Below are 13,166 nucleotides of genomic sequence, written 5' to 3' on the forward strand. Positions count from 1 at the left end.
GTATACCATGTTTTACAATTCCCTTCGGCGGCATTATCCGTATCAGGTAATATGGGTATAATCTCAGCCTGCGGTACGTACGATATTCGGTACGCTGCAAGCACCCCTTTGTATTCGGATGGCAAAGGTAAGGAAAGTTAGGGGATTGTACAAATGGTAAAACCGCCGCGAATCACTTCGGGGCGGTTTCTGTTCCACAATCTACCATCAATTATGTTGTAATTATTTACTGTGGATATTTTCTGTATGCTATTCAATCGTTGTATACCATGTACTCTTCATCCAGTTCAGCGGAGTGTACCAGGAATCTTCCTTACCTCCCAGGTGGGCATTCAGATTATCCGGGTTATAGTCTTTTTCGTCAGACGGATACTGGATGCGGTCGAGAGGCAGGGGAGTGGCAACGGACTGGTTATCACGTTTGAAATAAATTTCCGGATAACCGGTACGACGAACGACGTTCCAGGCTTCATATTCCTGGATTGCGCCATGATGTATCCAGCGTTGTGTCAGAATACTCTTCTGAGGATTGCTGGCATCCCACTGTGTTTCGGCATACGCTTCTACGACAGAAGCGGACGGAGCTGTCAGTGCATCGCGGAAAGTTCCTGTAGAATTCAGGTCGAAATAAAACTCGGTAGAGAGTTTCATAGCATTTATGAATTCACTTTTGGCATTGCCGCTGGCCCAGTTGTTGGCATAAGCTTCCGCCTTCATAAAAGAAACTTCGGCAGCTGTCATCCAGAGACCAGGGAATCCCGGGTTACGGGTGAAGGTCGATGTATCCAGTGCGGCGTAATATTTAGCAGTACCGTGTGTCGAGATACTCAGGTTCGTTTCCTGGTCCGTAATGGTTTCTTTCGGGTCGAGGCCGATATACTCGTTGTTCCAGTTACTGTCGTATAACACTTCCAGACGGGGGTCTTCATTGTTTGTGTTTGCATTTAAGGCACGTTGCATAGCACCTGACATGCGGTTATAGCGGGTGTTTTCGATTGCATTCTGCAGGTCACGGTCGAAGTCGAACTGATCGTCGTCGGTCTGTGGTACAGTAATATTATCAGAATTGACATCTACCATAGGATAAGTTCCCGGGTTTTCCAACATCGTCTTGATCGCTGTACGGGCTTCGTTGACCAGATCGCCGTTGGAGGCAAGATGGGTAGCAACACGTAAACGCAATGAGTTTACATATTTCCGCCATAAGGAAACATCTCCGTTGTTTACGTAATCTTCTGCGCTCAGGAAAGTACTGGCATTAGATGGAAGCGAACGGCCGTTAAGATATGTATTGACTTCGTCCAGGTCGGTCAGGATCATCCGGTACAAATCGATGTCCGAATCGTATTTGGGTTTGGAGGTCGCAACATTCCCGGTTGCCCATAATGTACCGGCTTCAGAGAATGGAACTCCTCCCCAGGCAGAACACACTTCATACAATTGTTCTTCCATCACAGTACGTCCCAGCAGGAAGAAGATACGGTAATCTTCTTTTTCTTCTTCCGGGAGATTATTGAATTCGCTTTCCAATACTCTGAACTGAGTCAGTGTATTGTAGAAGTTTCTCCAACGTTCGTTGAAATAACCCTGTCCGGCACCGGCAAAGCGGTCCTTGCTGTTTGTATGGCCGATAACGCCGGAGAACAGGCCGGAAGTGGTGGAAGATACATAGTATCTGTAATAAACCGGATTCATCCATGTATTGGAGGCTTGCCAGACACCGACCATTAAAGCCGGACATGTCACCTTTTGCGTTTTCGACGGATCCTGGTATTGGTCCGTAAATTTGTCGTCACTGCAGGAAGACGTTGCCAGTAAGGCTGCGCATCCGAGTGCGAGTGCATATATTTTTTTCATAAATCTTTCAATTTTATTATTCTATATTTATTTCGTCGATTAGAAGCTTGCACGTACTGAGAAGCCGAATGAACGTGTTGTGGCTGTAGAACCGCCAATCTGTGCCTGGCTGATCCAGGTCGTTCCGTCAGTACATTCCGCATCGAATTCTTTCAAGCTCTTATAGAAGTAGAAGAGGTTACGACCGTATACGGAAACCATCAGGTTTTTGCAGCCGAATTTGCTGGTGATGTTTTTAGGTAATCTGTAACCAAGGCTCAATTCGCGCATTTTTACATAAGAGTTTTTCTGTATCGCATTTTCGTAAGTGATATTACCGGAATATCCCCATCCATATTGGTTGTAATAGACTTCACCGGCTGTAATAATCGTATTGTTTTGACTGCCGTCCTGTTTAACACCCGGCTGGATCACACCATTATCGTAAACCATATTGCCGTTCACTGTTGTTCCGGCAGCCTGATCGGTCAGGTGACGTTTGGAGGGGTCTGACAAGTCGTTGCCGTCTGCATACCAGGTAAGACCGCCACGGGATGCGTCACGGTTGTCCAGCGTACAATCCAGGATACCCAGTTCTGTCATGTACTGGTAAGGCAAGTTCATTACATCACCGCCAATACGGAAGTCGATTGTTGCATCCAGATAGAAGTCTTTGTAGTTCAATGATGTACTGAATCCTCCGACTACTTTCGGCATGGCATTTCCTGCTTTTTGGCGCTCTGTATAGTCTACGATATACAAACCGTTGTCGTCAACGATTTTATTACCGTTTTCATCTTTTACCGTTCCATATACATACCAGTCACCCATCGGGCGGCCTACGGATGATTGAAGCACTGCTGCTCCGTTATCCACTGTAGAATGGTCGATAGAGCTGACGCCGTCGATCAGTTTGGTTACTTCGTTCTTATTCCATGCCCAGTTTGCACGGACATCCCATGTCCAGTCTTTGGTTTGAATAGGAGTACCGTACAGAGACATTTCAACACCGCGGTTTTTCAACTCGCCGACGTTCATCAGGATGGAAGTACCTCCCGAGGAAGCAGACGTCGTAGTCTGAAGGATCTGATCTTTCACCACATTACTGTAGAAAGAAAGTTCGAAACCTAAACGGTTGCCGAGGAATTTGTTTTCCCAACCTAATTCGAATTCATACTTTTGTTCCGGCTGTATCTCGTTGTTTCCAAGAGATTGTGGAACTTGGTTGTAAATATAGCTTCCGACTGCACTCTGATTGTAACCGGTAGCGGCTCTGTAAAGTTCAGGTGCGTTACCTACCACACCGTAGCTGAGACGTATTTTACCATAATCCAGCCAGCTGGGGTTGAGGTCTTTCAGCAAGGATGAATAAATGATACTACCGTTGACTGAAGGATAAACGAATGTGTTGGAGCCGGGAGCCAGCGTGGATGATTTTTCCTGGCGAACCGTACCTTCCACATAAGCCCAGCTGTCATAACCGAATGATGCTGTGGCGAAGAAGGCTTGTTTTAACAGGGATGCTTTTTTCATGCCGGGGTTTGCCGGTGTTAAACCTGAAGAGTTCAGGTGAAACCAGTTTTCAACGCTCAGACCGCCGCGGGTACCCACGGATGTGTCGTACTGATTTTCCTGGCGGGCAGACCAACCGGCATTTGCGCTGACATTATATTTTTCGGCAAATGTACGGTCAAACATCAACATAAGGTCGCCGTAGTAGATTTCATACTTGGAGTTTTTCAACCCATAGTATCCGGTGTAATTGCCCGGCTGTCTGAATACGTTCGGGGTTTCTGTCGAGTTTTTGCTTTCAATCACGTTGTATGTCAAGTCGGTTGACAAACGTCCGCGTGCGGTCAGACCCGGAATTATTTCCCATGATGGCGTCACACTGGCGATGAAACGGTTGTTGTCTTCCAACTGTTCTTTGCCGAAGATATTCCAGAAATATTCGGTTGCCATCTGATAGCCTGCCGGATTCCAATCCCATGCTTCATCTGGGGTCAATGTGTTGCTGTTGTAGTTTGTGTTCATGTAGCCGAGACTGGTCACTGTGCTGTTCTTTAAAGCCGCGATATCATCGTAACCGGTGAACATACCCTGATAGTTTGTCAGCAGTCGGCTGATACGGTAAGCACGGTTCTTTACATGCTGGCGCATATAGTTGGCCGAATAATCTACTTTTAAGTTTTTCAGGATATTGGCGCTACCAGATAATGCAAAGTTGTGCTTGTTGTTATGTGAGTTCAACTGCGTAGGGGTATTGTCTACATAGGTGTAGGAGAAACGCAGATTTCCTTTTTCCGTACCGTTGGTAATAGCCAGGTTATAAGTCTGGTTGATACCTGTCTGGAAAACATCGTTCCACTGGTTGTGGTCGATAGGTGCATGGGTACGGGTTACTCCGTTCCAGTTGTATAACTGTGTCGTATAGTCGTACGGACGTCCCCATGAGTAATAGGTGTTACGCGGACTGATCACCTGGTTACCGTTCCGGTCGGTACGGGTGTTCTGGAATCCGGTCTGTTTCTCAAAATCACTGGCGGTGGACAATAGGGCATTATCATAGCCCGGCCCGAATTCTTTCTGGATATTGGGCATGTAGGCTACTTTATCAAAGCTTAAGTTTGCACTGAAGTCTACACCCAGACCACTTTGTCCTTTACCACTTTTGGAGGTGATCATTACAACACCGTTAGCAGCTTCCGAACCGTACAGGGCTGAGGCGGCAGCCCCTTTCAGGATGGAGATACTTTCGATATCTTCGGGGTTGATATCGACCATACCGTTCGATTCTACACGCTGGTTGGTCCAGTATCCGTCTTTGTTGGCGTCACCGTTGTGAATGGGCACACCGTCCATTACAATCAATGGCTGTGTTGTACCGGTGATAGACGACAGACCGCGCACTGAGATGGATACAGAAGAGGTTCCACCACCCGGAGCAGCCTGTATGCGCACACCGGAAGCCTTACCATACAATGATGTGGCGAAGTCGGGAGTTCCGGTTTTGATCAACTCTCCGGCATCGATTGTACTGACTGCATACCCCAGCTTTTTGGCATCTTTCCTGATACCCATGGCGGTAACGACTACTTCGTCCAGCTTCTGAGTATCTTCAGAAAGTTTGATAGAAAGAGAAGATTGGCCGGTATATGGCATCTCTCTTGTGGCATACCCGATGAAAGATATCTGGATGATATCTCCATTCTTTACTCCGTTCAATGTAAAATTACCATCATTGTCGGTAATAGTTCCATTTGTGGTTCCTTTCACAACTACAGATGCTCCGGCAATCGGGCCGAAATCATCTTCTACAGTACCGATGACTTTCCCACTCTGCTGGGAAACTGCGGTTTCATGTTTCTCTGGCGCTAAGTCAGCATATGCACTTACGGGAAGTGTCATCGCTCCTGCGACAAGAATCAAACTGACAGGTTTGAAGTTTTTCAACATAATAATTGATTTTATTAATAAATGAGGCTCTCTCTTGGTCCCCTTCTTTTGGCTTTTTACTCTATTTTGTTTAAAATGTGTATAGAATGCTTTAGATTCTGACGTTTAAATCTGGCGTGTTCATAGTTCTAAAAGAACTAATGTATTCTTGTTTTATTAACCATTGAAGACTAATGTCTATATATTCAGTGAGTTATGTTATTGTTTAAATGTATTGTATATTTGATATACCGGATGTAGGATCCTAGTAGATATTTCCAATCCGGTCAATTTATATATATAGATCTGTTTTTTTTGAAAAAATACCGGTTTTTGATAGTGAATTGTTTATTAAGAAGAAGAGAACAGGCAATTTGTCGTATTCTGTTGCCTGGTTTTTCTACAGCTCTTAAATCTTAATTAATGAGCTGTTGTTATAAGGTTATAATGTATGTATACAGATGATTATCAAAGATATTTATGCTACCTGATGAAAAGGTATGAGCTCGTATCTTCTTTTTTAACAATATGTGCCTCCTTATTGTTTATTTTATGTTATGATAAATAAATCTTCGCGTTTTTTTTACTTTGGAATACAGGAAAGGATTATTTACGATTAGTCATGAACCTTATAGCCGATTGAATGTTAAAAAAGAGTCTGCCGGCCATCTTTTTTTAAATAAATGCAATATAATAAAACAATTATTCTATATATTTGCACCGTGACAATAGTATAGAGTTCTTTTAGAACTAAGTCATTTTTCTTATCTTTTCTTCATTTCCCCCTTTTGTTTTTCATCTTTTCATTTTGTATCTGCTTTTATATGGCAAAATAGTTTTGATATCTCCCTGGCAGAATTAAAAAAAGAACCTGTTGCCTTGTATGTAAAAGAACTTTTCTGATAAAAAGATTGTATTTGTTTGAAAACTCACTGATTATTTGTATATTTGCGGGCGATTAAGCGAAGATGAGGAGGGGGCGGGTAGTCCCCTTCTTTTGTTCTTAACAGTATGTTTATGATTGAAAAGGGAGTAATAACTCAGTTGGTTGAAGAAAAATTGGCTTCTTCCGATAATTATTTGGTTGACGTAGTCGTTAAACCTGGAAACCTTATCATTATTGAGATAGATAATGATGAGGGTGTTTGTATTGATGATTGTGCGGAGTTGAGCCGGTATGTGGAAGAACATCTGGACCGTGAGGTGGAAGACTTCGAACTGGAAGTCGGCTCGGCAGGTGTCACTTCTCCTTTTAAAGTACTTCGTCAATACGTGAAAAATATAGGGAACGAAGTGGAAATGCTGCTGAAAAGCGGGGTGAAACTGACCGGAGTATTGAAATCGGCAGATGAGAACGGAGTGGTAGTAACAGTTGAAAAGCAAGTGAAACCCGAAGGTTCCAAACGAAAAGTTACTGTCCAGGAAGATCAATCCTATACATTCGATGAAATAAAATATACAAAATACCTAATAAGATTCAAGTAAAGAAAGATTATGGCCAAGAAAGAGGAAACAATCAGTATGATTGACACACTTGCGGAGTTCAAGGAGTTGAAGAATATAGATAAGGATACGATGATCAGCGTGCTGGAAGATTCCTTCCGTAACGTAATCGCTAAAATGTTCGGTACGGATGAGAACTATGACGTAATTATCAACCCTGAAAAAGGTGACTTCGAAATCTGGAGAAACCGTACGGTTGTGGCTGACGACGAACTGGAAGACCCGAATCTGCAACTTACGTTGACCGAGGCTCGTAAAATCGATGCTGACTGCGAAGTGGGTGAAGAAGTGACAGATGAAGTTCATTTCGCCGATTTCGGACGTCGTGCCATTCTGAACCTTCGTCAGACACTGGCTTCGAAGATTCTTGAATTGCAGAAGGATAGTTTGTATGCTAAATATAAAGATAAAATAGGTACAATTGTCGCAGCTGATGTCTATCAGGTGTGGAAGAAAGAGATTTTGCTGCTGGATGACGAGGGTAATGAGTTGCTGCTCCCGAAATCAGAACAGATTCCTTCCGATTTTTACCGGAAAGGTGAAACTGTCCGTGCAGTTGTACAGAAAGTGGATAATTATAATAATAATCCGAAGATTATTCTGTCGCGTACAGATAAAATTTTCCTGCAGCGTTTGTTCGAACTGGAAGTTCCCGAAATCAATGATGGCCTGATCACGATCAAAGCTATCGCACGTATCCCGGGAGAAAGAGCAAAAGTGGCTGTTGAGTCATACGATGATCGTATCGATCCGGTTGGTGCCTGCGTAGGAATGAAAGGTTCCCGTATCCACGGTATTGTCCGTGAGTTGAGAAACGAGAACATCGATGTAATTAATTATACATCCAATGTATCGCTGTTTATCCAGCGTGCATTAAGCCCGGCTAAAATTTCCTCTATACGAGTGAACGAAGAAGAACATAAGGCAGAGGTTTATCTTCGTCCCGAAGAAGTTTCATTGGCTATTGGTAAAGGTGGTTTGAACATCAAACTGGCTTGTATGTTGACCGAATACACAATCGATGTATTCCGTGATGTGGAAGGAGCTGATGAGGAAGATATTTATCTGGATGAATTTACAGATGAAATAGACGGCTGGGTAATTGACGCAATGAAGAATATCGGTTGCTATACGGCTAAGAGCGTACTTGCTTTGAGCCGTGATGAAATTATTGAACGTGCCGACCTTGAAGAAACAACAGTCGACGAGGTGCTTGCTATCTTATCTGCCGAATTTGAAGATGAAAGTCAGGAATAAAAAAGTAGTACGACAAAGTTAGATATGCCTATAAAATTAATACAAGTACAAAGAAAATTGAACGTAGGGATCAACACGGTTGTTGAATTTCTACATAAAAAAGGTCATCCTGTTGAGGAGAATGCGAATCCCAACACGAGGATCAGTGATGAACAGTATGCTTTGCTCGTAAAAGAGTTTGGAAAGGATCTGCCTGAGGGTGGTTTTGAACGTCCGCGGGTAGAACGTCCTCACAGAGAGAAAGAGAGAGAAGTCGCTTCTGTGAAAGAAGAGAAGGCTTCGGAAATTAAGACAGTGATCCCGGAAGAGTTCAGGCCTAAGATCGTAACGAAAGGCCGTATCGACCTGGACGGACAGCATAAAAAATCGCAGGAGGTTCCTGATGTGAAAGAAGAACCGGTAGCCAAGCCGCAACCGGTTGTGAAGCCTCAGCCTGTTGCAGAACCGCAACCAGTAGTTAAACCTCAGCCTGTTGCCGAGCCGCAACCGGTTGTAGTCTCTGCTCCTGCCCCTGCTCCTGAAGAAAAAAAGGTAGAAGCCCCTGCTAAACAGGAAAAACAGGAGACTGCACCTGTAGAAAAGCCTGTGGAGAAAAAAGAAGTAAAAGAGATAGTTGTGGAAAAAGAAAGAATCGAAGAGAAAAAACCGGAAGTAACAGTGAAGCCGGAAGCGACAAGAAGCTCTTCTGAAGAAGTGGACAAAACGGCTGCTGAAGGTCAGTCTTCTGTAGAATCGGAAGATGATAACTTGTTCCGGTTGAACACTCCGAAGTTCGAGTCGAATATCAAGGTAACCGGCAAAATTGACCTGAATGCCTTGAACCAGTCTACACGTCCTAAAAAGAAAACAAAGGAAGAGAGACGAAAAGAACGCGATGACAAACGCGAAAAGTTCAATAACAACAACAGACCGGGACAACCGGGATTCCATAAGGGACCGAAAGATCCGAATGCTAAGCCGGGTGCACCGGTAAAGCCGGGCGCTCCTGTGAAACCAGGTGCTCCTGTTAAGCCGGGTGAAGCCGGTGCGGATGCGAAAAAGAAACGCAACCGTATCAAGAAGGATCGTGTGGATGTGAACAATACTCCGGGTACGAATTACAGCCGTCCGGCTAATCAGCGTGACGACCGTGGTAAACCGCGCCTGAAAAAGCCGGTTAAGGCAGAAGTAAGCGAGGAGGATGTACAGAAGCAGATCAAGGAAACACTGGCTCGCCTGACCAATAAAGGTAACAAGAATAACAAAGGTGCCAAGTACCGTCGTGATAAACGTGATGCCGCCGTCAAACGTGAGCATGAATTGATGGAACTGGAGGAACAGGAAAGCAAGGTATTGAAGCTGACCGAGTTCGTTACGGCAAACGACCTTGCCAACATGATGGATGTACCTGTGACAAAGGTTATCGCTACTTGCATGAGTATCGGTATCATGGTTTCTATCAACCAGCGTTTGGATGCGGAGACAATCAATATCGTTGCCGACGAGTTTGGTTTCAAAACTGAATATGTAAGTGCAGAGGTGGTGGAAGCTATCAATGCAGATGAAGAAGATGATAATGAAGAAGACTGGGTAGCACGTCCGCCTATCGTAACTGTAATGGGACACGTCGACCACGGTAAAACTTCTTTGCTGGATAATATTCGTAAAGCAAACGTAATTGCCGGTGAAGCGGGTGGTATCACTCAGCATATCGGTGCTTATAATGTGAAACTGGCGAGCGGACGCCGTATTACTTTCCTGGATACACCGGGTCATGAGGCATTTACTGCAATGCGTGCCCGTGGTGCCAAAGTGACGGATATTGCTATTATCATTGTTGCTGCTGACGATGCTGTCATGCCGCAGACTATCGAGGCGATCAACCATGCTTCTGCAGCCGGGGTTCCTATCGTGTTTGCTATTAATAAGGTAGATAAGCCGCATGCTAATCCTGAGAAGATCAAGGAAGAGCTGGCTAATATGAACTATCTGGTGGAAGACTGGGGAGGAAAGTATCAGAGCCAGGATATCTCTGCTAAGAAAGGTGTCGGTGTTGAAGAGTTACTCGAAAAAGTATTGCTTGAAGCTGACTTGCTGGATCTGAAGGCTAACCCGAAGAAACGTGCAGTCGGTTCTATCATCGAATCTTCTCTGGATAAGGGACGTGGATATGTTTCTACCGTATTGGTAGAGAACGGTACATTACAGATGGGAGATATCGTATTGGCTGGTACGCATCACGGTCGTATCAAAGCAATGTTCAACGAACGTAACCAACGTGTGGAAAAAGCTGGTCCTTCCGAACCGGTACTGATCCTCGGCTTGAACGGTGCTCCGCAGGCTGGCGATACATTTAATGTATTGGAAACAGAACAGGAAGCTCGTGAAATTGCAACACGTCGTGAACAGTTACAGCGTGAATTGGGTATCCGTACGCAGAAGATGCTTACGCTCGATGATATCGGTCGCCGTATTGCTGTGGGTAACTTCCAGGAACTGAATGTGATCGTGAAGGGTGACGTGGACGGTTCCGTAGAGGCATTATCTGACTCTCTGATCCGTTTGTCAACTGAAGAGATCCAGGTGAATGTAATCCACAAGGCTGTCGGTCAGATTTCCGAATCGGATGTAGTATTGGCTGCTGCTTCGAATGCGATCATTATCGGATTCCAGGTACGTCCGTCTGTACAGGCTCGCCGTAATGCGGAGAAAGATGGCGTTGAAATCCGTCTGTACTCTATCATTTACGATGCGATCGAAGAGGTGAAGAGTGCTATGGAAGGTATGCTTTCACCGGAGATCAAGGAAGAAATTACCGCCTATGTGGATGTACAGCAGGTATTCAAGATCACGAAAGTGGGTACGGTTGCCGGTTGTATGGTTAAGGAAGGTAAGATCAAACGTACGAACAAGATCCGCCTGATCCGTGACGGTATTGTGATCTACGCCGGCGAACTGGGATCTCTGAAGCGTTTCAAGGATGATGTGAAAGAGGTTGTGGCCGGACTGGATTGCGGTTTGAATATCACAAACTTCAATGACATTCAGGTAGGTGACGTAATTGAATCGTACGAAGAAACTGAAATAAAGAAAACTTTATAAACATGAACTGGTTAGACATTGTATTAGTATGTCTGGCAGGAATTGGATTTGCGAAGGGCCTGTTTGATGGAGTCATCAAACAGGTTGTTTCGCTTATAGCCCTGATGGCTGCGATATTTTTCTGTGCCAAAGCTGCAGCCTGGCTGAGAGGATATATACTGGCATCGGGCTGGTTCCCGGAAGAGGGAGTGACCATCCTTAGTTATATAGCCGGATTTATCCTGATCCTGGGTGTGGTCATGCTGGCCGGAGAGGTTGTGCACAGGGTGATCGGGGTTACGCCGCTCAGTATTTTGAATCATCTGGCTGGTGGCCTGTTCGGTTTGTGCCTGATGATCCTGTTCGTCAGTTTATTGTTGAACATACTGGAGGCAGTCGATCGGGGATCGGTATTGATTCCCCGCGAAGCGAAGATTGAATCCCGTTTCTATAATTCTGTTAAAGAAATAGTTCCAACCATTTACCCCGGAAATTTGTTTTCATGGAAGGAATAGTATAATAATTGAGAATTGAGAATTGAAAATTAGGAATTGCCGGGGTGGATGTCTTTAATTTTCAATTCTCAATTCTTAACTTTCAATTAATTAGATATGCAGGAGTCAAACGACATACTAAATGAGGTAACAAGTGGTGACTATAAGTACGGCTTCGTTACCGATATCGATACGGAATTGATTCACCGTGGTCTCGATGAAGAGACTGTCCGTATCATTTCTGCTAAGAAGAATGAGCCGGACTGGTTGTTGCAGTTCCGGTTGAAGGCTTTCCGCCACTGGCAGACATTGGAGATGCCCACATGGCCTCACCTAAACATTCCACCGATTGATTATCAGGATATAATCTATTACGCAGCTCCCAAAAAGAAAGAAGGGCCCAAAAGCCTCGATGAAGTGGATCCGGAGTTACTGAAGACATTCGACAAACTGGGGATTCCTTTACATGAGCGTGCCCAATTGGCTGGTATGGCGGTCGATGCCGTAATGGACAGTGTTTCAGTAAAGACGACCTTTAAGGAGACGTTGGCAGAAAAAGGGATTATCTTCTGTTCATTCAGTGAAGCAGTGCTACATCATCCGGATTTGGTACAACAGTATCTGGGAAGTGTAGTAGGCTACCGGGACAATTTCTTTGCAGCTCTGAACTCGGCGGTTTTCTCTGACGGCTCGTTCGTTTATATACCGAAAGGCGTACGTTGCCCGATGGAACTTTCCACCTATTTCCGTATCAATGCGGCAAATACCGGACAGTTCGAACGTACATTGATCGTAGCTGACGATGAGGCGTATGTCAGTTATTTGGAAGGATGTACCGCGCCGATGCGTGACGAGAATCAGTTGCATGCAGCGATTGTCGAGATCGTAGCCAAAGAGCGTGCCGAAGTGAAATATTCGACTGTTCAAAACTGGTATCCGGGCGATAAAGAAGGAAAAGGCGGTATCTATAACTTCGTGACCAAGCGTGGTTTGTGTAAAGGGGAAGGTAGTAAGATATCCTGGACCCAGGTAGAGACAGGTTCTGCAATAACCTGGAAATATCCGAGTTGTATTCTGGCAGGTGATAATTCGGTCGGCGAGTTCTATTCAGTCGCTGTTACCAATAATTATCAGCAGGCGGATACCGGAACGAAGATGATCCATTTAGGAAAGAATACCCGTAGTACGATTGTTTCCAAAGGTATTTCAGCCGGTCATAGCCAGAATAGTTATCGTGGTCTGGTAAAAGTATCTCCGCGTGCCGAGGGTGCCCGTAACCATAGCCAGTGTGACAGCTTGTTGTTGAGTTCGACCTGTGGTGCACATACATTCCCTTATGCTGATATTCAGAATGAAACAGCGGTGGTAGAGCATGAAGCTACAACAAGCAAGATCAGTGAAGAACAGTTGTTCTATTGCCAGCAACGTGGTATTTCCGTAGAGGAGGCTGTCGGTCTGATCGTGAACGGATATGCCCGTGAGGTAATGAATAAGCTCCCGATGGAGTTTGCTGTGGAGGCTCAGAAATTGTTGTCTATTTCTCTGGAAGGAAGTGTAGGATAAATCAAATTGTCAATTAAT

7 protein-coding genes and 1 riboswitch are annotated in these 13,166 nt (G+C 44.7%); of the genes, 5 read left to right on the top strand and 2 right to left on the bottom strand.

All coding sequences use genetic code 11. From position 1 onward, the window contains the following. Position 1 precedes the first annotated feature (1 nt). A riboswitch (TPP riboswitch) is annotated at positions 2-118 on the bottom strand. A gap of 131 nt (positions 119-249) precedes the next feature. Both DWW23_RS23690 and DWW23_RS23695 read right to left on the bottom strand, forming a co-directional pair. After that, positions 250-1,857 carry a SusD/RagB family nutrient-binding outer membrane lipoprotein gene (locus DWW23_RS23690; protein ID WP_122356865.1) on the bottom strand — a complete coding sequence of 536 codons (1,608 nt, stop codon included), beginning with the start codon at positions 1,855-1,857 and terminating at the stop codon, positions 250-252. Positions 1,858-1,896: 39 nt separating this feature from the next. Further along, a complete protein-coding gene (locus DWW23_RS23695; protein ID WP_122356867.1) occupies positions 1,897-5,292 on the bottom strand; it encodes a SusC/RagA family TonB-linked outer membrane protein in 3,396 nt (1,131 codons plus the stop codon). A 996-nt stretch (positions 5,293-6,288) separates the two neighbouring features. On the opposite strand from DWW23_RS23695, the gene rimP reads away from it, so the two are divergent. The 5 genes from rimP (at position 6,289) to sufB (ending at position 13,148) form a co-directional block, all read left to right on the top strand. Then, a complete protein-coding gene (rimP, locus tag DWW23_RS23700; protein WP_183668546.1) occupies positions 6,289-6,756 on the top strand; it encodes a ribosome assembly cofactor RimP in 468 nt (155 codons plus the stop codon). 9 nt (positions 6,757-6,765) lie between these two features. Beyond that, positions 6,766-8,031 (top strand): transcription termination factor NusA, encoded by a 1,266-nt coding sequence (gene nusA, locus DWW23_RS23705; RefSeq protein WP_122356870.1) that lies wholly within the window; start codon positions 6,766-6,768, stop codon positions 8,029-8,031. 24 nt (positions 8,032-8,055) lie between these two features. Continuing rightward, the gene (infB, locus tag DWW23_RS23710) at positions 8,056-11,112 is read left to right on the top strand and encodes a translation initiation factor IF-2 (protein WP_122356872.1); all 3,057 of its coding nucleotides are present in this window, start codon (positions 8,056-8,058) and stop codon (positions 11,110-11,112) included. A gap of 2 nt (positions 11,113-11,114) precedes the next feature. Next, a complete protein-coding gene (locus DWW23_RS23715; protein WP_122356874.1) occupies positions 11,115-11,606 on the top strand; it encodes a CvpA family protein in 492 nt (163 codons plus the stop codon). Positions 11,607-11,702: 96 nt separating this feature from the next. Further along, entirely contained in the window at positions 11,703-13,148 is a 1,446-nt protein-coding gene (sufB, locus tag DWW23_RS23720; protein WP_122356876.1) for a Fe-S cluster assembly protein SufB, read from the top strand. The last annotated feature ends 18 nt before the right edge of the window (positions 13,149-13,166 follow it).

The sequence above is a fragment of the Parabacteroides sp. AF14-59 genome, assembly GCF_003479515.1.
Classification (GTDB): domain Bacteria; phylum Bacteroidota; class Bacteroidia; order Bacteroidales; family Tannerellaceae; genus Parabacteroides; species Parabacteroides faecis.